The organism is Streptomyces sp. NPDC019224, from assembly GCF_040632605.1.
In the GTDB taxonomy this organism is placed as follows: domain Bacteria; phylum Actinomycetota; class Actinomycetes; order Streptomycetales; family Streptomycetaceae; genus Streptomyces.
Genome location: NZ_JBEYCF010000008.1, coordinates 154,720 through 178,122 on the forward strand (window position 1 = coordinate 154,720; position 23,403 = coordinate 178,122).

General features: G+C 73.0%; 19 protein-coding genes. 7 read left to right on the top strand and 12 right to left on the bottom strand.

Annotated features, from left to right (window positions below; all coding sequences use genetic code 11):
• Positions 1–20: 20 nt before the first annotated feature.
• Positions 21–863, bottom strand: a complete 843-nt coding sequence (locus ABZ564_RS07880) for a PepSY domain-containing protein (protein ID WP_360851248.1) — start codon at positions 861–863, stop codon at positions 21–23.
• Positions 864–1,063: 200 nt separating this feature from the next.
• Between ABZ564_RS07880 and ABZ564_RS07885 the strand changes: the two genes are divergently transcribed.
• Positions 1,064–1,381, top strand: coding sequence for a hypothetical protein (locus ABZ564_RS07885; RefSeq protein ID WP_360851251.1), 318 nt, complete (start codon positions 1,064–1,066; stop codon positions 1,379–1,381).
• A 53-nt stretch (positions 1,382–1,434) separates the two neighbouring features.
• On the opposite strand, the gene ABZ564_RS07890 is transcribed toward ABZ564_RS07885, so the two are convergent.
• The 6 genes from ABZ564_RS07890 to ABZ564_RS07915 form a co-directional block, all read right to left on the bottom strand.
• Positions 1,435–1,629: a hypothetical protein gene (locus tag ABZ564_RS07890; protein ID WP_360851254.1), complete on the bottom strand. Its 195-nt coding sequence runs from the start codon at positions 1,627–1,629 to the stop codon at positions 1,435–1,437.
• 197 nt (positions 1,630–1,826) lie between these two features.
• Entirely contained in the window at positions 1,827–2,960 is a 1,134-nt protein-coding gene (locus ABZ564_RS07895; protein WP_360851257.1) for an acyl-CoA dehydrogenase family protein, read from the bottom strand.
• Positions 2,957–4,144 carry an acyl-CoA dehydrogenase family protein gene (locus ABZ564_RS07900; RefSeq protein ID WP_360851260.1) on the bottom strand — a complete coding sequence of 396 codons (1,188 nt, stop codon included), beginning with the start codon at positions 4,142–4,144 and terminating at the stop codon, positions 2,957–2,959. The genes ABZ564_RS07895 and ABZ564_RS07900 overlap by 4 nt, the downstream gene beginning before the upstream one ends.
• On the bottom strand, positions 4,141–5,109 hold the full coding sequence (locus ABZ564_RS07905) for an NADPH:quinone oxidoreductase family protein (RefSeq protein ID WP_360851263.1): 969 nt from the start codon (positions 5,107–5,109) through the stop codon (positions 4,141–4,143). The genes ABZ564_RS07900 and ABZ564_RS07905 overlap by 4 nt, the downstream gene beginning before the upstream one ends.
• A 176-nt stretch (positions 5,110–5,285) precedes the next feature.
• Positions 5,286–7,949 carry a beta-N-acetylglucosaminidase domain-containing protein gene (locus tag ABZ564_RS07910; protein ID WP_360851267.1) on the bottom strand — a complete coding sequence of 888 codons (2,664 nt, stop codon included), beginning with the start codon at positions 7,947–7,949 and terminating at the stop codon, positions 5,286–5,288.
• A 177-nt stretch (positions 7,950–8,126) separates the two neighbouring features.
• Positions 8,127–8,858 (bottom strand): PIG-L deacetylase family protein, encoded by a 732-nt coding sequence (locus ABZ564_RS07915; protein WP_360851270.1) that lies wholly within the window; start codon positions 8,856–8,858, stop codon positions 8,127–8,129.
• Positions 8,859–8,995: 137 nt separating this feature from the next.
• Here ABZ564_RS07915 and ABZ564_RS07920 point away from each other — a divergent pair, with 137 nt between their 5' ends.
• Positions 8,996–9,568: a rhodanese-like domain-containing protein gene (locus tag ABZ564_RS07920; protein WP_360851272.1), complete on the top strand. Its 573-nt coding sequence runs from the start codon at positions 8,996–8,998 to the stop codon at positions 9,566–9,568.
• Positions 9,569–9,634: 66 nt separating this feature from the next.
• Here ABZ564_RS07920 and ABZ564_RS07925 read toward each other — a convergent pair whose 3' ends face one another.
• Positions 9,635–10,930: an alpha/beta fold hydrolase gene (locus ABZ564_RS07925; protein WP_360851275.1), complete on the bottom strand. Its 1,296-nt coding sequence runs from the start codon at positions 10,928–10,930 to the stop codon at positions 9,635–9,637.
• 530 nt (positions 10,931–11,460) lie between these two features.
• Between ABZ564_RS07925 and ABZ564_RS07930 the strand changes: the two genes are divergently transcribed.
• The 4 genes from ABZ564_RS07930 to ABZ564_RS07945 all read left to right on the top strand — a co-directional run bounded on the left by ABZ564_RS07930 (position 11,461) and on the right by ABZ564_RS07945 (position 17,400).
• Entirely contained in the window at positions 11,461–13,623 is a 2,163-nt protein-coding gene (locus ABZ564_RS07930; protein ID WP_360851279.1) for a SpoIIE family protein phosphatase, read from the top strand.
• A gap of 165 nt (positions 13,624–13,788) precedes the next feature.
• Positions 13,789–15,081: an alpha/beta family hydrolase gene (locus ABZ564_RS07935; RefSeq protein ID WP_360851282.1), complete on the top strand. Its 1,293-nt coding sequence runs from the start codon at positions 13,789–13,791 to the stop codon at positions 15,079–15,081.
• A gap of 211 nt (positions 15,082–15,292) precedes the next feature.
• Positions 15,293–16,357, top strand: coding sequence for a tetratricopeptide repeat protein (locus tag ABZ564_RS07940; RefSeq protein WP_360851286.1), 1,065 nt, complete (start codon positions 15,293–15,295; stop codon positions 16,355–16,357).
• Positions 16,354–17,400, top strand: a complete 1,047-nt coding sequence (locus tag ABZ564_RS07945; protein WP_360851289.1) for a polyprenyl synthetase family protein — start codon at positions 16,354–16,356, stop codon at positions 17,398–17,400. The genes ABZ564_RS07940 and ABZ564_RS07945 overlap by 4 nt, the downstream gene beginning before the upstream one ends.
• A gap of 75 nt (positions 17,401–17,475) precedes the next feature.
• Here ABZ564_RS07945 and ABZ564_RS07950 read toward each other — a convergent pair whose 3' ends face one another.
• The 4 genes from ABZ564_RS07950 to ABZ564_RS07965 form a co-directional block, all read right to left on the bottom strand.
• A complete protein-coding gene (locus ABZ564_RS07950; protein WP_360851293.1) occupies positions 17,476–17,985 on the bottom strand; it encodes a DUF664 domain-containing protein in 510 nt (169 codons plus the stop codon).
• A 97-nt stretch (positions 17,986–18,082) separates the two neighbouring features.
• Positions 18,083–20,164, bottom strand: coding sequence for a discoidin domain-containing protein (locus ABZ564_RS07955; protein ID WP_360851326.1), 2,082 nt, complete (start codon positions 20,162–20,164; stop codon positions 18,083–18,085).
• 223 nt (positions 20,165–20,387) lie between these two features.
• Entirely contained in the window at positions 20,388–20,708 is a 321-nt protein-coding gene (locus ABZ564_RS07960) for a hypothetical protein (RefSeq protein ID WP_360851296.1), read from the bottom strand.
• Between the two features lie 85 nt (positions 20,709–20,793).
• A complete protein-coding gene (locus ABZ564_RS07965) occupies positions 20,794–21,048 on the bottom strand; it encodes a WhiB family transcriptional regulator (protein WP_360851299.1) in 255 nt (84 codons plus the stop codon).
• Positions 21,049–21,267: 219 nt separating this feature from the next.
• Here ABZ564_RS07965 and ABZ564_RS07970 point away from each other — a divergent pair, with 219 nt between their 5' ends.
• On the top strand, positions 21,268–23,325 hold the full coding sequence (locus tag ABZ564_RS07970; protein ID WP_360851329.1) for a SpoIIE family protein phosphatase: 2,058 nt from the start codon (positions 21,268–21,270) through the stop codon (positions 23,323–23,325).
• Positions 23,326–23,403 lie beyond the last annotated feature (78 nt).

Genomic DNA, 23,403 nt, shown 5'->3' on the forward strand with positions numbered 1-23,403 from the left:
TGCTCGGAGCGGGAACCGCTTCAGTCGGTGTCGGTCTCCTCGTGGGTGACCGAGCCGTTGGACGCGTCGATGTCGAAGGTCGTCTTCTTCCAGTCCTCGGTCACGACATCGGTCTTCCAGACGAGGGTGCCCTGGTCGTTCTCGTCCAGCTCGAGGGACGTGACCGTGCCCTTCTTCTTCGCCGTGGCGGCCTGCGCGGCCTGCTCCGGCGTCTGCTTGGCCTCGGTCATCTGCTTGACCGTCCTGGCCTTGTCGGCGGTCTCCTGGCCGGAGTCCTCGGCGGAGCTGACGACCTTGCCCGACACGGCGTCGATGTGGACCTTGTGCTTCGTCCCGGTCTTGGCGGCGACGGTCGCGACCCACTGCGGTCCGGAACCGGGCGAGGCGCTGCCGGTCGGCGAAGCGCTGCCGGTCGGCGAAGCGCTGCCGGTCGGCGAGGGGCTGCCGGTCGGCGAAGGGCTGCCGGTCGGCGAAGGGCTGGAGCTCGCGCCGTCCTCATTGGCCGCGTCCTCGGCGCTCATGAGTTCGAGCTCGATGAGCTTGCTTCCCTTGACCGCGCCCTCGGCCGTGGTGATGGCCTTGTCGTAGGTGACCTTGGTGGCGGAGATCAGCTCCTTGCGTTCCTTCTGGTCCTCGGTCATCTGGCCGGGCGAGGCGCTCTCGCTCCCGCTGGGGGACGGGCTCGTCGCCTCGGGCACGGCGCGGGCCGCCTCCGAGGTCTTCGTGGTCGTGGACGTGCTGCCGCTGTCCTGGCCGCAGCCGGTCAGCAGGGCCGCGGTGAGCGCGACGCACGCGACGCCGGCGGCACGCAGGCGGTGAGCACGGAGGAATCCGGTGTTCTTGGAGTGGGAGTCACGTGTCATGCCCGCATGCTTAACCGCCGTACGGCTCCGGCATGTGGGATGACCGGGCAGTGTCACCCGATCGACCGCCATCCCGCACCGGCCTGCGTGGCCCCGGGAGATCAGGGGATTTCACGCACTGCGGGCGAGGATGCGACGACAGTCCGAATTCCCTGCTCACGCGGCTCGCGATCCGGCTGCTTTGGTGCGAGCCTGAATGCATGACCTGGGCGTCCTGGACAACACGCGGAGTGTATTCGGGGCACGGCGGCGTGCTCACCGAGGAGGTCGGGCCGCTGTCCGGTGACCTGACCATCCACACCACTTGGGCCGAGGGCACGGCACAGATCACCGTGCAGTACACCGATGCGGCCGACTGGTTCACCATGGCGGGCAGTCCCGTGCCCTGTCCGTCGGAGGAAGCGAGCCGTGCGCTGCATGCGGCCGCGGTGGAGGCCGTACGGCAGGGCTCGGGGGCCACGGTTCCCCTGGTGCAACCCGGCTCGGAGCAACCTGCGGGCGAAGCCGCCGCGGAGTGACGCGGGTCCGTCCCCGTACACGGGCCCCGCGCCGCACAGCCGTGCGCGCCGGCTCAGGGCCTGATGCTGCCCACCACGTCGGCGGTGGCCATGATGCCGTCCTGGATGGTGGGGGCCATGCTCGTACCCGCCAGGAAGAACCCGAGCAGTGCGCACACCAGCGCGTGGGAGAGCTTCAGTCCGCCGCTGCGGAGGAAGACCACCGCGAGAATCAGCAGAAGCAGCACCACTGAGATCGAAATAGCCATGACCAACCTCCTTCGCCGCGTCTGATTTGCGGCATTCGGCGTCAGTGTGGCGTAGCCCGGGGGCCGTTCGGCGCACTGGCGTGTCCGCCAAACGGGTAAGCCTTGAGTCGAGCCCCGCGAAGCGGGGAAAGGGGGCGCCGCTCACACCGCGGGGGGTGGGGGCGCGGGTCCGTTCCCCCACCCCCCGCGGCGAAACCTCAGGGGGCCGGCAGCTCCATCAGGGCGGCGACGGTTTCGCGGTGGCGTCCCGCCGTGCCGTACGCGGTGGCATCGGCCTTGGCCCGCTTCAGGTAGAGGTGTGCGGGGTGCTCCCACGTCATCCCGATCCCGCCGTGCAACTGCACGCACTCCTCGGCGGCGTGGACCGCGACCTTGGAGCAGTACGCCTGCGCGACGGCCACGGCCAACGGTGTGTCGGGGCTGCCCGTGGCCAGGGAGTCGGCGGCGTTTCGCGCGGCGGCCCGGGCCGAGACGACCTCCAGCCAGAGCTGCGCCATGCGGTGCTTGAGCGCCTGGAAGGAGCCGACCGGCCTGTTGAACTGGTGGCGCTCCCGGGTGTGTCGCACCGTCTCGGTGAGGCACCACTCGGCGAGTCCCAGTTGCTCCGAGGCGAGCAGTCCGGCGCCGGCCAGCAGTCCTCGGTCCACCGCACGCGCCGCCGCCCCGGCATCGGCGAGGCGGGTTCCGGGAGCGCCGTCGAGCGTGACGGTGGCCAGCGGGCGGGTGAGGTCGAGCGCGACGAGCGGCTCGACGCGCACACCGGGCGCGTCGGTGGCGACGGCGTAGAGACCGTCGGCGGCAGGCACCAGCAGCACGTCGGCAGCTGCCGCGTCGGCGACCGGGCCGAGCCTCGCGTCCAGGCCGTCCGCCCCGGCCCGCGGGTCCGACGAAAGCCCGGAGAGCGACGACGCCGAGAACGGAACCGCCGGCACCGCGACCTTGCGTCCCTCGGCGAGTTCGGCGAGAAGCCCGGCGGCCGGCCCGTCCTGCGCACCGAGCGCCAACAGCGTCTCGGTGGCGACGACGGAGCTGGTCAGATACGGCGCGGGCGCCACGCTGCGGCCCAGCTCCTCCAGGACGACGGCGGCCTCGCGGTGCGTGGCGCCCTGGCCGCCCAGCTCCTCGGGCACGAGGAGGCCGGCGGCCCCGATGCCGGTGGCGAGCGCCTTCCACAACTGCGGGTCGTACGGCGTGCCGGACTCGGTGCGGTCGATCACCGACGGCGCGTCGGCCCGGTCCGCCAGCAGGGAACGGACGGCGGCGCGCAGGTCCTCCTCGGCCTCGGAGTAGAGGAGGTCGGGCGCCTGGCCCGTTTCGGTCCGTTCGGTCATCGGGAGAGGTCCTTCCAGGCGACGTCCTTGTCGTTACGCGGCTCGGCGGGCAGACCGAGGACGCGTTCGGCGACGATGTTGAGCAGGACCTCGCTGGTCCCGCCCTCGATGGAGTTGCCCTTGGAGCGGAGGTAGCGGTAGCCGGCGTCGCGGCCGGTGAAGTCGACGAGTTCGGGCCGCCGCATGGTCCAGTCGCCGTAGAGCAGGCCTTCGTCGCCGAGGAGTTCGACTTCGAGGCCGCTGATCTCCTGGTTGAGCCGGGCGAAGGCGAGCTTCATGCCGGAGCCCTCGGGGCCGGGCTGACCGGCGACGAGCTGCTGGCGCAGCCGCTCCCCGGTGAGGCGGGCGACCTCCGCCTCGACCCACAGGGTCAGCAGGCGCTGGTGCAGGTCGTGGGTGCGCAGCTCGGGGCGTTCGCGCCAGGTCCTGGCGACCGGGCCGATCATGCCGCCCTCGCGGGGGATGCGGGAGCCGCCGATGGAGACGCGTTCGTTCATGAGGGTGGTCTGCGCGACCTTCCAACCGTCGCCGACGGGCCCCAGCCTGCGGCTGTCGGGGATGCGCACACCGGTGAGGAAGACCTCGTTGAACTCGGCCTCGCCGGTGATCTGGCGCAGCGGCCGGACCTCGACGCCGGGGTCGGTCATGTCGCAGATGAAGTAGCTGATGCCGCGGTGCTTGGGCACGTCGGGGTCGGTGCGGGCGATGAGGATCGCCCAGCGCGCGAGGTGGGCGCTGGAGGTCCACACCTTCTGTCCGTCGACCACCCAGTCCTCGCCTTCGCGCACGGCGCGCGTACCGAGGGCGGCGAGGTCGGAGCCGGCTCCCGGTTCGCTGAAGAGCTGGCACCAGACCTCCTCGCCCACCCACAGGGGCCTCAGGAACCGCTCCTTCTGCTCGTCCGTGCCGAAGCCGAGGATGGTCGGAGCGGCCATGCCGAGACCGATGCCGATGCGGCGGGGGTCGTTGTCCGGGGCGTTCGCGGCGGCGAGTTCGGCGTCGACGACGGGCTGGAGGGAGCGGGGGGCGTCCAGGCCGCCGAGGCCCACGGGGTAGTGCACCCAGGCGAGTCCGGCGTCGAAGCGCGCCTTGAGGAAGTCGGTGCGCCCGGTGCTCGCCGGCGGGTGCGCGGCGAGCAGTTCACGGGTGCGGCGGCGCAGTTCGGCCGCGTCGGGTGCGGTCATCGGGAGACTCCTGACGGGAGGACGACGATGCGGCCGGTGCTGGTGCCGTCGGCGACGCGCTGGACGGCGGCGGCCGCCTCCTCCATCGCGACCCGCTCGCTGATCAGCGGCTTGACGACGCCTTCGGCGGCGAGCCGGGTCAGCTCCTGGTGACAGTCACGTACCGCCTGCGGGTCCTTGGTGTTGTAGAGGCCCCAGTGGAGCCCGAGGACGGAGTAGTTCTTCACGAGGGCGTGGTTGAGCGCGGGCGTGGGGATGGTGCCGGAGGCGAAGCCGACGACGACGATCCGTCCCTCGAAGGCGATGCACTTCACGGACTTGGCGTACGCGTCGCCCCCGACCGGGTCGTAGACGACGTCGGCGCCCCGCCCGCCGGTGAACCCCTTGACCGCCGCCACGATGTCCTCGGTACGCCGGTCGATGACGAGGTCGCAGCCGAGCGCGGTGGCGGTCTTCGCCTTCTCCGGTCCGCCGACGACGCCGATGACGGTGGCGCCGACGGCCTTGCCGAGCTGGACGGCGGCGCTGCCGACCCCGCCGGCGGCGGCGTGCACGAGCAGGGTCTCCCCCGCCTTCAGGTGCGCGCGGCGGTGGAGCCCGAACCAGCCGGTCTGGTAGCCGATGTGCAGGGCCGCGGCCTCCGCGTCGTCGAGGGCTTCCGGGGCCGGCAGCAGGGCCGCCTCGTCGGCGACGACGTACTGGGCGAATCCGCCGTGCGGCAGGGCGGGGGTCGCGAGCACCCGGCGTCCGTCCTCGGTGCGCCCGCAGATCTCGACGCCGGGGGTGAACGGGAGCGGGGGCCGCACCTGGTACTGGCCGCGGCAGAGCAGCGCTTCGGGGAAGTTGATGTTCGCCGCGAGCACCTCGACGGTCACCTGCCCGTCGCCGGGCACCGGCCGGTCCGTCTCCTCCAGCCGCATCACCTCGCTCGGCTCACCGTTCCGGTGCACTCGCCATGCCTGCATGAGGGGCCTCCACAACACTGTCGGCATTACCACTGCTCCGGCGCATACTAAGCGGTCGCTTGCCCCTGTGGGAACAACCCTCGGGCGACGGATCCGCACCGCCCGGAACACGACCGTGCGCCCGGCTCCGCCCGCGGAGGCTGCGGGGGCGCCGGGCGCACGGTTCTACGGCCGGACTACTCGCCCACCACCACCTCGGCGACCTGCGGTGCTGCCGCCCCGGCCCGCCAGGCCAGCCGCACCGCGTCGGCGGTGCGCCCGGCGGTGTCGATGGCGGTGTACGCGCCGTGCAGGGCACCGACGGTGTGCCAGGTGCCGTCCGCCGTACGCAGCTGGACATCGGCGGCGCCCTCGGAGCCGGACGGCCGCAGCACCGTCACCGACCCGACCGCCCGCGCTGCGACGAGGTCCACCTCGAGCGATTCCCCGTTCGCGGCCGCACGCGCCCCCCGGTACACGGTGCCCGGGTCGCCGTCGGCGGCGGCGCGCAGCGAGGAGCCGGTGGCGGCGGGGGGATTGCCGGTGACCGCGCCGTCCGTGGTCGCGACCTGGAACTCGCGGACGACGAGCCAGCTGTTCTGTCCGGCGGTCGCCCGGGCCCGCACATAGCGCGCCTTCGTGCCGGCGGGCGGGGCCGCCGTGACATCGGGTTTTCCGGAGAAGTCCGCGAGCTTCTGCCAGCTCTTGCCGTCGGCCGAGTACTCCAGGACGCCCTCGTGGAGGTAGTCGTCGGTACTGCCGGGCTTGGCCATGGCGAGCGTGATGGAGCCGATGGCCCGGGACTCGCCGAGATCGACGGTCAGCTGGTCACCGGCCGCGGGCGCCCCGTCGCTCCAGAAGTACGTGGAGTCGTCGCCGTCGAGCATCCGGGCGACGGTGTTGCTCTGGTACGTGCCGAGGCTCGTCGAGGCCGTGGGCCTGCCGCTCACGCCGAGCAGCCGGTCGTACTCGGCGGTGGCCGCGTCGACGAACCCGTCCAGCTGCCCGTCCCCGACCAGGACCGGCACCTTGCCTCCGCCGAGCCCGGTGTACGTGAACGAGGCGGCACGCTCGACCTGTGCGGGCAGCTGCTGCCGGAGCTCCCATGCCTGGGCCCCCTCCCCGGCTCGGGCGGCCTCGACCATGCGCAGGGCGGTGCGCGTGGCGGTCGCCCAGGACTCGGTGGCGTCCAGCCAGGGGCCCGAGTCCTCGATGAAGCCCCGGTCCGGGAGCGCCGCGCGCAGCCGGGCGGGGGCCGCGCCCAGCGAGGCCAGGGCGGAGTCGAGCCGCCTCGCGTCCCCGGACTCCCAGTAGCGGGTGAATGCGGCGGACAGCTCGGGCGCCTTGTCGGTGTTGAGCGCGGAGCTGTAGTTGACGTCCGCGAAGGCCCGCAGCGCCTTCGCGGTCCGGGCGTCGCCGCCCGCGTACTCCTCGATGCCCTTGCCCCAGGACTCGCGGGGGTCGTAGGCGGCGTCGTTCCAGGCGTAGTCGGCAACGGTGTACAGCGAGAGCTTGGAGGCGTACGACTGGATCATCGGGTTGGCGGTGATCCCGGCGAGCCGTCCCGGGAGCCCCTTCTCGCGGCCGTTGAACGGACCGAGCAGGAGGCGGTTGGTGGCGTAGTCGTTGACCGGGTAGTTGTCCCAGGTCAGGATCGGGTGCCCGAACACCTTCCGGGCCGCGTCCGCCTGAGCCACCGTCATGGTGGGGGCGACGACGCCGACGCCGGTCCACTCGACGAGCACATTGGGGTCGAGTTGCTCGGACAGGGCCTTCTTGTACGCCGAGGAGTTGACGTTGTAGTACTCGGTGGGGACCATCTGGAGCGGCTGGGCGCCGGGGTGGGTGGCGATGAACTCCCGGTTGACCCGGTTCAGCAGATGGGCCTGGGCGGCACCTGCCGCGCCGCCGCCGGTCCCCCACTTCGCCTTGTCGGCGTCGCAGTTCCAGTTGGTGTAGCTGATGTCGTCGAGCGGGACCGCGAAGGTGCGGACGCCGATGTCCCACATCGTCTGGAACTTGTCGATGAGCGCCTTCACGTCCGCGTCGGAGCTGTAGCACACCGAGAGGCCGGGCGAGAGGGCGTAGGTGAACTCGACGTGGCGCAGGGCCGCGCGGTCGGCGAGGTCCTTGATCTGGGCCAGCCGGTCGGCGGGGTAGGGATCGCGCCACTTGGCCCGGAGGTAGTCGTCGTCCTTGGGCGAGTACACGTAGATGTTCATCTTGTGCTCGCCGTAGTAGTCGAGCTGGTCGAGACGGGCCTCGTGCGACCACGGGGTTCCGTAGAACCCCTCGATGACCCCGCGCAGCGCGGTGCCGGGCCAGTCGCGTACGGCGAGGCCGGCGACCTCGCCGCCCGGCTGTCCGCGGTGCGGCAGCACCTGGCGCAGGGTCTGTGCCGCGTAGTAGGTGCCGGTGGTGTCCTTGCCGGCGAGAACGATACGGCCGGCGCCGATCCCGAGGACGTAGCCCTCGGCGGGCAGTGCGGCGGGTCCTTCCAGCTTCTGCGCAGCCGTCGCTGCGGCGTCACCGGCGTACACCGTGAGTCTGCCGGGGGCAGGGCGCTTCGCGCGGACCACCTGCCGGGCGCCCGCTTTGCGCAGGGCCGTCTCCACCACGTCGAGCGTGGGTCCGTCGGCGGTCTCACCGGCGATGAGGGTGACGGTGGGGGTGACGATCACCCGGTCCTGGCGGTTCTCGACCGACTGCGGGGTGGGGGTGATGGGCGGTGTGTCCTGGGCCTTGACCGGTGCGGGCGGGGCGCCGGCCGCCTGGGCGGACGGTCCGGCGGCCAGCATGCCGCCTGCGAGCAGGGTCGCCGCGGCGGTAAGTGCGGTGATGCGGGGCGGGCGAGGCGTCACAGATCCTCCATTGGTCACTCAAGTCACCAGAGTCGCGCAGCACAACGGGACTGAATTCAACATCATGGCGCTTACATGTCAATGGTCTGGACAACATTAATGCGTGGACCTGCGGTTTTGCCTCCAGGAACCGCCCTCCTGCATCAAAGAGAGCGGACCGTCGGACCCCCTGCGCGACTAGCGGGCGAAGAGCTCGAACGGGACGGCCGGGCGTCCGCCGAAGCGCTCCGCAGCCCCCTCGGCGTTACCGGTGAGGAAGGTCCGGCAGTACGTCTCGGGGTCCTCGTCCGTGAGGACTTCGATGTAGGTGCGATGAGCCAGGAGGGACTGCACGGACCGTTCCAGACCGGCGGTCGCGTCCACCGCGTGGGTGGGGGTGGACGATCCCGCCACGGCCACCCAGCGCACACCGTCCCACGGCTGGAGCCCCTGCTCCGTCAACTCCGGGAAGATCCATCGGTTGCCCGCGTCGGCCGCCGCGTCGAGGGTGGCGCGGCCGACGGCACGGTGGTCGGGCGTGTTCCAGACGGCCCCGCCCCAGGTGTCCCGGTGGTTGAGCGTGATCACCAGCTCGGGCCGGTGCCGGCGGATCGCCGCCGCGATGTCGCGGCGCAGCGGGACGCCGTACTCGATCACCCCGTCGCGGTGGTCCAGGAACTCGACGCGGGAGACGCCGACGGCCGCCGCGCTCGCCCGCTGCTCCCGCTCGCGCAACGGCCCGCACGTCTCCGGGTCCAGCGTGTCGATGCCGGCCTCGCCCCTGGTGGCGAGCAGATAAGTGACCTCGCGCCCGGCGTCGGTCCAGCCTGCCACCGCTGCCGCGCAGCCGTACTCCAGGTCGTCGGGGTGTGCGACCACGGCGAGCGCGCGCCGCCAGTCCTCGGGCATGGGCTTCAGCTGCTCGGTCATGTCCGCAGGCTAACGGGCAAGGCGACGGAGAGACCCGTGACACGACGGCCTTGATACCCAGGGGGGTATCCTGGGCCGTTCGGGGCAGGAGAGAGCGAGACCTGCCCCGTACCCGGTGAACGAAAGGACCACAGCTCGTGACCAGCCCCGTATCCCTCTCTCCCGCCCAGGCCGCCGCCCGGCTCGCGGAGTTCACCGTGATCGACGTGCGGGGACCCGGTGAGTACGCCGCAGGCCATGTGCCGGGGGCGTTGAACATCCCGCTCGACCGTCTCGACGAGGCGCTGCCCGCCCTGAAGTCCGCCTCCGCCCGCGGCGCGCTGCTCGTGGTCTGCGCCTCGGGTGTCCGCTCGACGCGCGCCTGCGACATCCTCTCGGCGGCCGACATCGACGCGGCGACGCTGAGCGGCGGCACCTCCGCCTGGGAGAGCGAGGGCCACGGCCTGGAGCGCCCGGAGGGGGCGCGGGCCGTCTGGCCCATGGAGCGCCAGGTGCGGCTGGCCGCCGGGTCGCTCGTGGTGGCCGGGCTGCTGGCGGGTGTCAAGTACCCCGCCGCGCGCTGGCTGTCCGCCGGCGTGGGGTCGGGCCTCGTCTTCTCCGCCGTCACCAACACCTGCGGCATGGCGGCGGTCCTGTCGAAGCTTCCGCACAACCGCGCGCCGCGCTCGGCGACGGACCTGGACGCGACGCTGGACGCCCTCCAGGCCTGAGACGGCACGACGCGCGGGAGCGGCCGCCCGGATCTGCGGCCGCCCCCGCGCGCGTATCGCCAGGTGTCAGACCTCGTCGCGGACCACCGCGAGCAGCCGGTCCAGCACGCGCGGGCCGCCCGCGCGCAGCCCGTCGTGCTCGAACTCGTCGGTCACCCAGGTGCGCAGCCCGCGGATCGCGGACGCGGTACGCAGGGCGTGGGCGGTGTCCACGTACATGTCGTCGTGGTAGACGGCGGCGGCCACCGGGACCTCGTTGGAGGCCAGGCGCTCGGGGTCGTACAGCGGCTCCCAGTCGGTGCGGTCCGCGAGGAGTACGGCCGTCTCGCGCAGCGGGCGCAGCGCGGGGTCGATCTCGAAGTGCCAGGGGTGGATGGACTCGCCCGTGAACAGGACCGGGCCGTCGCCCTTCAGCGCCGTCGCGGCGTCGAACTGCGGGAACTCGGCGCGGACCCGCTCGGCCGCCCAGGCGGTGGGACGCCCGCCCTGGCCGTAGATGGCCTCGTGCATGAGGGCGTAGAGCGGGTGGCCGGCGAAGGAGGTCGCGTTGCGCATGGCCTCCTGGAAGGCGTCGGAGAGGTCGGGACCGTGCGGAGTGCGCACGAAGGCGTTCTCCAGGAGGTAGTGCAGCTGGTGGCTGCCGCTGCCGCCGCCGAGCATGATGCCGAGGGACTGGAAGCCCTCGGGCGTCAGCCGGTGCCCGGCGCTCTCGGGGCGGTGCTCCGCGAGGTGAGCGGTGATCTCCCGGGCCCGTTCGACGTCCTGCGGGTAGCGGGCGTAGTGCGCTGCCACCTTGCGCTCGATCCGCGGGTACGCGGCCCGGTAGACATCGTCCGCGTGGGCGTCCAGCGAGGGCAGGCCACCGGTGATCAGGACGGTGCTCAGCCCCTCGGGTGCGGCCGAGAGGTAGCGGACGGCGCAGAAGCCGCCGAAGGACTGGCCGAGGACCGTCCAGGGGGCACCGCCGGTCAGCCGCGGGCGGATGGACTCGCAGTCGCGCACGATGCTGTCCGCGCGGAAGTGCGCGAGGTAGTCGGCCTGTTCGCGCGGCCCGCCCCGCAACGGCAGGGTCTGCCGGTTGGCCGGGGTGGACAGGCCTGTGCCGCGCTGGTCGAGCAGGAGGACCCGGAATTCCCGCACCGCCCGTCCGAGCCATGCCTCCGCGCCGGTGAAGCGCCGGGCGCCGAAGCCGGGGCCGCCCTCCAGATAGAGCAGCCAGGGCAGCTCCTGGCCGGCCTTGGAAGCGGCCACGATCTCCCGGCCGAAGATCTCGATCTGCTCACCGCCGGGGTCGGCGTGGTCGAGCGGGACGGTGAATCGGTGGTCGGTGAGGACGAGGCCGGGCTGCCGGTAGCTGTTCAAGGGTGCTCCTGGATCGGACGGTTCCCGGACAGTTCAGCACACCGGTGTTCCCCGGACGGTCGCGGCCCGTGTGCGCCCGGGGCGTCCGGCTCCTGCCGTGCAGTGCACGATCCGGGTCGAGCAGGTCTGTCCGGACTGCGCGAGCGCGGTCGGCGAGCTGTCCTTCGAGGTCGCCGGGGAAACCGGTCACCTGGTAGGCCCTTCGGGCTGCGGCAGGCCACCACCACGACGACGGTGAACCGGCTGGTCGGCCCCACCCGCTGCGCACGGCCGCGCAGAATGCCCTCCTTTCGCAAGGCGGTCGAGCACACGATGCGGCGGGCGGTCGATGCGGCGCCGGCCGAGGACGTCGTCCGCACCGGCCCGGTGGCGTTCAGGCCCTGGTGAGGCATCGGCAGGCCGGCCCGGCCGGAAGCACCCGGGGAGGCGGCCGGCCGGGCGTGGGAGCGCGGCCGGGAAGGCGCACCGGGGAGCGTGTCACGGTGGCCGCCCTCGCGGTACCGAGCAAGGTGCGGGCGTATTGTCCGGTTATGGACAATGTCGGGCCCGCCATGGACTCCGCGGAGGACCTTCTGGACGCGGCGGTGGCGTGTGCGGTGCGGGAGACGGGCGCCACCGTGGCGATGCTGTACCTGCTGCCGCCCGGCGGATCGACGCTCCGGCTCGCCGTGCTCGCCGGGATCCCGGGGGAGATCGCCAACCCCTGGCTCCGGGTGCCGTTGTCCGCGCCCATGCCGGTGTCGGACGCGGTGAAGGACCGGCACCTGGTGTGGCTCGGCAGCCAGGAGGAGCTGGCCAGGCGGTATCCGCGCCCCGCGCTCGTCCTGCCGTACCGCTTCGCCCTCGCCGCCGCACCTCTCGTCGGCGCGGCCGAGGTCCTCGGCGGCCTCGTGCTGCTGTGGCCCGGCTCCCACCCCGCGCAGCTGACGCCGCAGGAGCGTGCGGCGGTCGAGGACTGCTGTCACGACGCGGCGCGGGTGCTGCACGAGGCGCGGGAGCGGGGCCGGCCGGTGACCGCCGGCACCGAGCCGCGGGTGCTGCCTCCGGTCATCGCGCCGCCGCCCTCCCGCGCCGCGGCGGCCGCCGCGGCGGAATTCGTCGCCCGGCTGCCCGGCGGCTGCTGCACGCTGAACACGCACGGCAGGATCACCTACCTCACGGACACCGCCGCCGCCCTGCTCGGGGGGAGCGTGGAGGAGCTGGTGGGGACGCTGCCCTGGGAGTCGCTGCGCTGGATGGCCGATCCGCTCTTCGAGGACCAGTACCGGGGGGCGATGATCAGCCGGGAGCCGATGTCCTTCGTGGCCCTGCGGCCGCCGGACCGGTGGCTGTGCTTCCGGCTCTGCCCCGACGCGTCCGGCATCAGCGTGTACATCACACCCGTCAGCGGGCCGCACGCGCCTGCGCTTCCCACGGTCACCGGCGCCGTCGCCTCGCCGAGCACTCCGGGCCGTACCCCCGCCTCGCCGAGCACTCCGGGTCGCGCCGTCGCGCTCTACCACCTGATGCATCTGGCCGCGACGCTCACCGAGGCCGTGGGGATCCAGGACGTGGTCGAGCTGATCTCCGAGCAGCTGGTCCCCGCCTTCCGCATCCAGGCGCTCGCCGTGCTGACGGTGGCGGAGGGACGGCTGCGCATCGAGGGACACCGCGGTTTCAGCGACGAACTGATGGAGTGCTTCGAGGGCGCACCGCTGACCTCACGCGCCCCCGTCACCCACGTCCTGACGACCGGCGCGCCCGCCTTCTACCGGACCTTCGAGGAGTTCCGGCGTGTCTTTTGGCCCGCCTCGCTCCAGGAAGGCCTGGCGGCGTGGGCCTTCCTGCCGCTCTTCGCCTCCGGACGCCCGGTCGGCACGCTGGTGTTCGGCTACGACCGTACGCGCCCCTTCGAACCGGAGGAACGGGCGCTTCTCACCTCGATCGCCGGACTCATCGCCCAGGCCCTGGACCGGGCCCGTCTGTACGACACGAAGGAACAGCTCGCCCACAGCCTCCAAGCCCATCTGCTGCCCCACACCCTGCCCCGGATCAGCGGCCTGGACGTGGCCGCCCGCTATCTGCCCGCCACCCGCGGCATGGGCATCGGCGGTGACTTCTACGACGTCATCCCGCTCGACGCCACCACCGCCGCCGCGGCCATCGGCGACGTGCAGGGCCACAACGTGACGGCCGCCGCCCTGATGGGGCAGGTACGCACGGCGGTGCACGCCACGGCCGGCGCACCGCCCGCCGAGGTGCTGGCCCGCACCAACCGGCTGCTCGCCGATCTCGACCCCGGCCTCTTCACCAGCTGTCTCTACGTCCATCTGGACCTGGCCGGCCACCGCGCCCTGCTGGCCACCGCCGGCCACCCGCCGCCGCTGCTGCGCCACCCCGGCGGGCACACCGAGGTGCTGCGGCTGCCTCCCGGGCTGCTGCTGGGCATCGACCGGGACGCGCGCTACCCGACGACCGAGATCCCGCTGCCGCCGGACGCCGTGCTCGCGCTGTACACGGACGGGCTCGTGGAAGTGCCCGGCATCGATCCCGACGAGTCGACCGCGGCGCTCGCCCGCCGGCTCACCCGGAGCGCCGGCCGGCCCATGGACGCCGTCGCGGACAGCCTCGTCCGGTACGCGAAGGACTCCACGCCCGGCAGCGACGACATCGCGCTGCTCCTCATCAAGGCACTGGAGACCGGGGACGGCTGACGCGACGCGCCCCACCGGTGCACGCTCCCCGGCCGGGTCCGGACCGTGCGGCCCGCAAGCCGGCGCCGGGCCCCCGGTGCCGGCTTGCAGGCGGCCGGGGCGTGGCCTTGACTGGAACGAGGTGGACGATTCCTTCCTCCCCTCCCCCGGTCTGGGGGTGTTCCCGTGCTGTTCACCGACCGGGCCGACGCGGGCAGGCGGCTCGCCGAAGCCCTCCGGCCCCTCGCGCAGAGCGACCCCGTGGTGCTGGGCCTGCCACGCGGCGGCGTGCCGGTGGCCTTCCACGTCGCGCGGGAGCTCGACGCCCCGCTCGATGTGATCGTGGTGCGCAAGCTGGGCGTCCCGCGCCAACCCGAGCTGGGTTTCGGCGCCATCGGGGAGGGCGGGGTCCGGATCATCAGCGACGACATCGTGCGCCGGGCCGGTGTGCCGGAGTCCGACATCGCCTCCGTCCAGCAGGCCGAGGAGACCGAACTCCTGCGCCGGGCCCAGGCGTTCCGGGGCGACCGGCCGCGCATCCCCCTCGAAGGGCGCACGGTGGTGCTCGTGGACGACGGCGTCGCCACCGGGGCGACCGCACTCGCCGCCTGTGCGGTGGCCCGGGCGCAGGGCGCCGCCCATGTGGTGCTGGCCGTGCCGGTCGCACCGCCGGCCGCCGCGGCCCGGCTGCGGGAGGAGGCGGACGAGCTGGTGTGTCTGTCCGCGCCGGCCGGGTTCTCCGCGGTGGGCGAGTGGTACCGGGACTTCGACCAGACTCCGGACGAGGAAGTCGTCACGCTCCTGGCCCGGGCGGCCCGCCGGGCCGGGCCCCGGCTGACCAGCGATGTGCTGGTGGAGGCCGGCGGGGTGGAGCTGCCGGGCACCCTCACCCCGGCCGGTGGCTCCGGGGCGCTCGTGGTGTTCGCCCACGGCTCCGGGAGCAGCAGGCACAGCCCGCGCAACCGGTCGGTCGCGGCGACGCTGAACCGGGCCGGCCTCGGCACGCTGCTGTTCGACCTGCTCACCGCGGACGAGGAGGCCGAGGGCGGCCACGTCTTCGACGTATCGGCCCTCGCCGGGCGCCTGGCGGACGCCGCGGCCTGGGTGCGGGGCCGCGCCCCCGGGCCCCTCGGCGTGTTCGGCGCCAGCACGGGCGCCGCCGCGGCGCTGCAAGCGGCGGCCGTCGTCGGCGCGGACCGGGACACGGGCATCGGCGCGGTCGTCTCGCGCGGCGGCCGGCCCGACCTCGCGGGTGCCCGCCTGGGCGAGGTCCGCTCCCCGACCCTGCTCCTCGTGGGAAGCCGGGACACCCGGGTGCTGGAGCTGAACCGCCGGGCGCAGGCGGAGCTGCGCTGCGAGAGCCGGCTCGACGTCATCCCCGGCGCGACGCACCTCTTCGAGGAACCGGGCACGCTGGACGAGGTCGCCGAACGGGCCCGCGCGTGGTTCGTCGCCCATCTGGCCGGCGGGGCCGCCTGACGCGAGGGCGCCCGGTCGTCCCGTTCGCTTTTCCCGTCGCGAAGCAACCCGCGGCGCCGATACGCGGTCTTGATCCACAGCAAGGCGGCACGCCGCACACCCGATGATCCCCCTCAGTGCGGGCCGGAACACCGACCAACTATGCGCTATGTGTATACATGCAATGTATAGTTGTCCGCCGAACCGGCCCGCACCCGCGCGAAAGGCTCCCATGCACAGCAAGGCACTGGCGCCCGAATATCAAGGCGCCCTCACCAAGATGTCCGTGAACGCCGCCCTCACCGACGTACTGGCCGAGGGCGTACGCCACTTGGCGGAGGCCGAACTCTCCGGCTCGCCCCAGGAGGTGGCCCGGGCAGGTCTCGCCGTGGCCGAGGCACACCGCAGGCTCGGACAGGTGCGGGAGGCCGATCTCGCGTGGAAGGCGAGTTACCGCGCGGCTCGCTCGGCGGACGACGCCGGGGCGATGGCCTGGGCACTGTGGAGCGGCGGCACCCTCGCCCGGCAGCGCGGCCGGCTCCGGCTGGCGTTCCGGCTGCTGGGGCTGGCGGCGGACATGGGCAAGAAGGGCGGGGACGTGGTCGCCCGGGGCTACTCGCTCGCCGGGCTCGCGGAGACCGGGCGCATCCAGGGCGACTACCGGACGGCCGCGGCGCTGCACGAGCAGCTGCTCGCCGAGGCCCGGGCACGCGGCGAGGCACGGCACACCGTCTGGGCGCTGGAGGGCATCGCGCAGATCCACCGCAACACCGGTTCCTTCGACACCGCCCTGGCGATGTTCGAGGAGGCGGCCGAGCTGGCCGGTGCCGCCGACGACCGGCGGGGCCGCGCCTGGGCGCTGCGCGGCATGGCCGACATCGTCTCCGTACGCGACAACGACCCGGACCGGGCGCTGGAACTGCTCGCGGAGGCCGAAGTCACGTGCCGCGAGATGAACTTGTCGAGTGCCCTGGCGTACAACCACAAGATGCGCGCCAATGTGCTCTACCGCACCGGACGTTACGAGGAGGCCGGGCAGGGCTACGCGGGGGCGCTGGAGGAGTTCCGGGCGATGGCGGAGCCCCGGGGCGAGGCGCTGGCGCGGCTGGGTCTGGTCAAGTCGCTCGCCCGACTCGGCCGCGAGGCCCGGGAGACGGCCGCCGACCTGGACGCGCTGCGGGCCACGCTCGACCGGATCGGGCTGCTCAACGCCCGGGACATGGTCGACCGGGCGTACCGGGAGCTGGACGTGGAACCGGCCGGGGACACGGCACCGGGTGCGGGCGGACGCCGATGACGTCTCCCACGGCCTCACCGGCCACCGCACCGCGGACACTGGCCCGCTGCCGCGCCCTGGTCCGGCCCGCCCTGTACCGGGCCGTGCGCCGACTGCACCCGTGGCACGGCGAGATCGCCGCCTTCTCGCTGGGGTGGGACGGGGTGGACGGCGGGGACGTGCCCGGCGCCCAGGGCAAGGGAGTGCGCCAGGCGTTGGCCGTACTCGGCGCGGAGGCCGTCGGAGCGGAGGCCCGCAGCGCGGTCCCCGGCGCGGTCGCCGTCGAGCTCGTCCACACCTTCTCCCTCCTCCACGACGACATCATGGACGGCGACGAGACACGCAGACGGCGCGCCACCGCCTGGAAGGCCTACGGGACCGGCCCCGCCGTCCTCGCGGGGGACGCGTTGTTCGCGCAGGCGGTGCGGACGCTGGCCGAGGCGCCGGGCGGGCACTGCGTGCCGGCGGTCCGGCTGCTCGCGGGCACCCTCACCGACCTGGTGCACGGCCAGGCCGACGACCTGCTCTTCGAGTCGCGGCCCTGGACCGGTCCGGACGCCGTGCAGCCGCACGAGTACCGGCTGATGGCCGAGCACAAGACCGGTGCGCTGCTGGGCTGCGCCGCCGGCCTGGGCGCCCTGCTCGGCGGGGCCGGGCGCACGGAGGCCGACGCCCTCGCCACGGCGGGGCGCCACTTCGGGGTGGCGTTCCAGGCGGCGGACGACGTGCTGGGCATCTGGGGCGACCCGGCCGTGACGGGCAAGCCGGTGCACGGTGACCTCGGGCGCGGCAAGAAGACGTACCCGGTGCTCGCCGCGCTCGCCGCCGGCGGGCCGGCCGCGACGGAGCTGGGGGCGCTGCTGCGCGGCGGTCCGCTCGACGAGGGTGCCGTGCGGCGGGCGGCCGGTCTGGTGGAGGAGGCCGGCGGGCGCGCGGCGGCCACGTCGGAGGCCCACCGCCATCTGGAGCGCGCGCGGGCGTGCCTGGAGAGCGTCCCGCTGGCACCCGCGGCGCTGGAGGAGATGCTCACGCTGCTCCCGTACGTCGTGGAACGCACCGTTTGACGCACCGCACCGCCCACCGCCCGCCGTGGCGGCGGGCGGTGGGCGGCGCGGTGCGGTGCGTGGTCGGACGGATTCCTAGCGGCGTTCCAGCACACCGCGCACGAAGGCCGCCTGGCCGATGTGCTGGAGGTCGTCCGACAGAACGCTGACCAGCCGCACGCCGAGGGTGACGGGCGGCGACCAGGCCTCGTCGACGATCCGGTCCAGCGCATGGCCGTCGAGGCCCCGGAGGAAGCCGAGCGTGTGCTCGTGGACCGCGTCGTAGTAGCCGAGGAGCAGGTCCGCGGAGCCCACGCGGACGGCCGCGACCTCCTTGCTGCTCTGCCCGTACCCGGTGGCCCCCTCGGTGAAGGGGAGGTCGAAACGGCCGGCCCAGTCCTGGGCGAACCAGATCTGTTCGGTGCCGGCCGCGTCCGCGATGTGGTCGTCCTGGACGCGGGTCAGATGCCACACCAGCCAGGCGATCGAGTTGGCGCCGTCGTCCAGCCGGGCGTGCAGGTCATCGGGTTCGAGGCCCTCGAGGGCCGCGTGCACGCTCTCCTGGATGCGGGAGTACCCGTCCGTCAAAATGTCAGCGACGTTCATGCCTTCACCATGTCCGCCGCCCCGTACCGGCACACCCACCGACACGCCCCGGGGCGGGTACCGGCGGGGACGCGCCCCGCCGGTACCCGCCCGGTCCTCAGCTGTAGACGCCGAATTCCCAGAGCGAGTAGCCCCAGGCCGTGCCCCGCCGGGTGAGATCGAGCTTCACGTAGCGGGCGGTCTGCGCGATGTCGAGGTCGTCGGCGTCACCGTCCCCGTCGGTGGTGGTGTACACCGACCGCCAGGAGTCGCCGTCGTCCGAGACCAGCACCTCGTAGGACTTGGCGTACGCCGGGTCCCACACCAGCTGGAGGTGGCGGAAGGACTTCCGCTCGCCGAGGTCGACCTGAATGGACTGCGGGTCGCTCCAGTCGCCGGCCCACCGGGTGTCCAGCCGCCCGTCGGTAGCCATCGCCGCGGTGCACGGGCAGCCGCTGCTGCCGGCCTGGGCGGAGGTGGCGGTGGTGGGGCGGCCGAGCGCGAGGTTGGTACCGCTGACCGGGGGCACCACGACCTTCACCGACTTGGTCTCGATCCCGGCGTTGCCGTGCCCGTCCTCTGCCTGGATGTACACCTTCCACACACCGAGCCGCCCGGGCGCGGTCACCGCGAAGGCGCCGCTGCCGGTGGACCGCCAGGTGGCCTCGACCAGGCCCTTGTCGCCGGTCGCGTAGTTGCCGCTCAGGTAGATCTTGTACGTGACGGGGTCGCCGTCCGGGTCGCGGACGTCGGCCCGGACGGTGAACTCCTTGCCCGCGGGCGCCCCGCCGGCGTTCTGCACCGTCATGCCGCTGATGACGGGCGGGGTGTTGTCACCGGCGGTGGAGCCGCTGTACGCCTTCTTCAGGGCGTAGTACGAGAGCCGCTTCTTGCCGTCCGGCACCACGTTGAACCAGACGCCGCCGAAGTCGTGCTCGGTCCCGTAGTGGAAGAAGGTGGCGCCCAGCGCGACGCCCTGGTGGGCGGTGACGCAGTTCCACGCCTTGGTGTAGCCCTCGGCCTTCTGCACGTCGGTGGGCTCGTCCGGGACACCGTTGGCGTCGTCGGGGACCTCCCACTCACCGGCCGGACCGCCCTCGGTGATGATGTAGGGCTTGGTGTAGCCGCCGGCCTCCCAGGTGGCACGGACACCGCAGATGTCGCCGTAGGAGTTGACCGAGTAGAGGTCCAGGTCCGGGGCGTTCTTCCTGTAGTACGGCCAGGCCCCGGTCCAGGCGTCGGTGGACGTCACCGGGTGGTCGGGGTCGATGGTGTGGATCTTCTTCGCCACCTCGTTGACGAAGCTGGTGTACGCGTTGCGCTGCTTCTCCAGCTCGTCACCGCTGTAGCAGTTCTGCAGCCCGAGGACCGACTCGTTGCCGACGTTCCACATGAGCACGCCGGGGTGGCTCTTGTACGTGTCGGCCCACTTGGCGAACTCGGTGAGCGACGAGGACTTGTAGGCGTCGTCGGTCAGGTAGTCGACACAGCCGCCGCTGCCCGGACCGCCGCCCGGCTGCAGCCAGAAACCGCTGACCACCCGGATGCCGTTGGCCGCCGCCGCGTCGAGCAGCGGCTTGGAGGTGCCGTCGGTGCCCCAGGTCCGGATGGTGTTGACGCCCATCGACTTCAGGTCGGGCATGTAGCGCGCCGCGTCGTTGACGGACGGGCCCCAGGTCAGTCCCTTGACCTGGTACGGCTTGCCGTCGACGGTCAGCTGCCAGTTGCCCTGCGAACCGGTGACACGGACGGCTCCGCCGGTCCCCGGGCCCGTGGCGCCGGCGGTGCCGTACACCTGGAACTCCCACAGGGAGTAGCCGTAGCCGCCGGGGCGGGCCGTGCCGTACATCCTGACGTAGCGGCCGGAGCCGCTGACCGCCAGGTCGTCGGTGCCGCCGTCGCCGTCGGTGACGGTCTTCAGCGTGCGCCAGTCGGAGCCGTTGTCGGAGGTCCGGATCTCGTACGCCTTGCCGTAGGCGGATTCCCAGGTCAGGACGACTCTGCTGAGGTCGGCGGTGGCGCCGAGGTCCACCTGGAGCCACTGGGGGTCGCTCCATTCACTGGACCAGCGGGTGCCCGTGAGGTTGCCGTCCACGGCGGCCGACGCCGCGTAGCCGGCGCCCTCCGCGGAGGAGGCGGTGGCGGTCTTTCCTTGCGACAACAGGGATTCCGCGGCCCGGGCGCGGGGGGCGGTCAGCATGACCAACGACGACGCGAACAGGGCGAGAAGGGTGATCAGCAGCGTGCCCGTGCGGGGTCTCACGGGCAGGGCCGAACCGGCTCTGTGCACATTCTCTCCTGGCGGAAGAGTGCGGGACGGGGGTCCCGCGATTGACTGGGAGAGCGCTCTCCCAGGAGAGTGACGTGTACCCACCCCACTGTCAACGATCAGGACGTGCCGGGTTCCCCGGCATGCTCGCGGACTACGGGCCGAGGTCGCGGCCGGCCTCGGCGGGCCGCTCCGGACGGGCACCGGCCCCCGTGGCCCGCGCGGCGGCGCGCAGCGAGCGCAGGGCCAGCAGGAGGAACCCGATGTCGTCGAGGTAGACCGGGTCCGGCAGCAGGTCGACCGGGAAGACGGTGTACAGCACCGCCGCCCAGACCAGGGCCTTGTCGCGCAACGGGACACCGGCTTCGGCCAGCAGTTTCCTGGCCTTCAGGACCCGCACCACCAGCACGCCGGCGACGGCCAGGGTGAGCAGCACGAGAACCGCGCCGATGATGATCCAACCCTTGGTGTCCATGCTTCATCCTCCACCAGCGAGCCGGTGAAAAGCCATGAAATCCGACATATGACGGTGTGAGACCGCCCTCGCGCCCGTCGGAGTCTCACCCGGACCCGTGGGTCTGCCGGCGGCGGCGTCGCTTCAGGGCGCGCCGTTCGCTCTCCCCCAGGCCTCCCCACACACCGGCGTCCTGGTTGTTCTCCAGGGCCCACCGCAGGCATTCCTCCTGTACCGGACAGCGTCGGCACACCGTCTTGGCCTCCTCGACCTGGACGAGCGCCGGCCCGGTGCTTCCGATGGGGAAGAACAGGTCCGGGTCCTCGTCGCGGCAGGCCGCGTGCATGCGCCAGTTCTCCATGGACTCTCACTCCTGACGGTCGTGTGCGTCGCGTTTCCCTCGGTACGCTGCGGGTGACCGGCATTTCGCCTCCGAAACCCCGCGGCCTTCCCTTCGGGTGCCTTTCGCGTACCTCGAAGCTGCGGGGGCGGTGGCGCAGGGGCGACCATGGGAGACGGCGGGCGCGCGTCGGGCCCGGTGGCGGCATGGGAAGGATCGTCCGTGGGCGGCACTGATGACATGCGGATCGGCTGGGGCGAGGTCCGCCGGGCGGGCGCGCGCCGGTCGTCCGAGAGCGGTCTGCTCGACGTCCTCGGGGTCGCCGCGCTCGTGCTGGACGCCCAGGGCCGTATCGTCCTGTGGAGTCCGCAGGCCGAACGGCTGCTGGGTTACCCGGCCGAGGAGGCACTGGGCGAGTTCGCCGCCCGTGTACTGGTCGACGAGGAGCACTTCGAGCTGGTGCTGCGCCTGTTCGGCGAGGTCATGAGCAGCGGCGAGGCGTGGGCGGGGGTCTTCCCCGTACGGCACAGGGACGGCACCACCCGGCTGCTGGAGTTCCGCAACATGCGGCTGGAGGACGACCGGGGCGGCTTCTACGCCCTGGGGCTGGCGGCCGACGGGGAGGTGCTGCGCCGGGTGGAGCGGGACCTCGCGCTGTCCGTGGGTCTGGTCGACCAGTCCCCGATCGGCCTCGCGGTGCTGGGCCCCGATCTGCGCTTCCTGTCCGCGAACGCCGCGCTGGAGCGGATGGACGGCGTGAGCGCCGTCGAGCACCTGGGCCGGCGGATGGGCGAGGCGCTGCCGTTCCTCGGCGCGGAGGGCATGGAGACGGCCGCGCGCGAGGTCCTGGACAGCGGTGTGCCTCAGGTGTCGCGCCAGATGGTGGGCCGCAGTCCCGCCGACCCGGAGACCGAGCGCGCCTGGTCGGTGTCGCTGTACCGGCTGGACGACTCCGGTGGCCGGGTGCTGGGGATCGCCGTGTCATTGATCGATGTCACCGACCGCCACCGGGCGGCCGCCGAGGCGGAGCGGGCCCGGCAGCACCTCGCGCTGATCGCCGACGCCTCGGTGCGCATCGGCACCACGCTCGACCTGGAGCAGACGGCCCGGGAGCTGGCCGAGGTCACCGTGCCGCAGCTCGCCGACGTCGCCGCGGTGGACGTGCTGGACAGCGTGCTGCAGGGCCGGCCGGGGTCGAACGAGGGCCCGCTCCTCATCCAGGCCCTGGCCGTCGTCGCCGCCCGGCCGACCCCCGTGGTGGAGGCCGCCGATCCGCCGGGGCGGGCCGCCCACTACGGTGCCGACCGCCTCATCACCCGGTGCGTGCGGACGGCCCGGCCGGTCCGGGAGCCGTATCTCGACGCGGAGAAACTCGCGCGCATCGCCCGCGACGACCATTCGGCGGCCCTGCTGGCCGAGGCCGGCGCCCACTCCTACCTGGCGGTGCCGCTGATCGCCCGGGGCGAGGTGCTGGGCGCGATCGACCTGATCCGGACGGACAACCCGCTGCCGTTCACCGCGGAGGACGAGGCGCTGGCCTCCGAGCTGGCCGCCCGGGCCGCTGTCGGCATCGACAACGCCCGGCTCTACCGGCAGCAGCAGGAGACCGCGCTGACGCTCCAGCGCAGCATGCTGCCCCGCAACCACCACGATCCGGTGGGCCTCGACGTGGTCTCCCGCTACCGGCCGGCCGCCTCGCGGTACGAGGTCGGCGGGGACTGGTTCGACGTGATCGGGCTGCGCGGTGGCGGGACCGCCCTGGTGGTGGGCGATGTGATGGGCAGCGGTATCAACGCGGCCACCACGATGGGGCGGCTGCGCACCGCCACCCAGACGCTGTCCCGGCTCTCCCTGGAGCCCGCGGAGGTGCTGGGGCACCTGGACGAGATCACCGCCGGTCTCGACCCGTGGTTCGCCACCTGTGTCTACGCCGTGTACGACCCGGCCGCCGGGCGGTGCCGGGTGTCCACCGCCGGGCATCTCCCGCCGGTGCTGGTCCCGGAGGGTGGTGAGCCGGTGCTCCTGGATCTGCCGCCCGGGGCGCCGCTCGGGGTGGGCGGGGTGCCGTTCAGCGACGTCACGGTACCGCTCCGGCCGGGCGACCGGCTGGTCCTGTACACGGACGGGCTGGTGGAGACCCGGGACGACGACATCGACAGCCGTCTCGGGACGCTGCTGGGGCTGTTGCGCACCCCGGACGCGTCGCTCGACGCGACGTGCGACCGGCTGCTGCGCGAGCTGCGGGCCCCGGACGACCACGACGACGTGGCGCTGCTGATGGCCCGGGTGCACGCGTGACGGCGGGTCGACGAGGCGGCCGTGGTGGCCTGCGTGGACGCCAAGTCGATCTACGACATCCCCAAGGTGCTGCACACC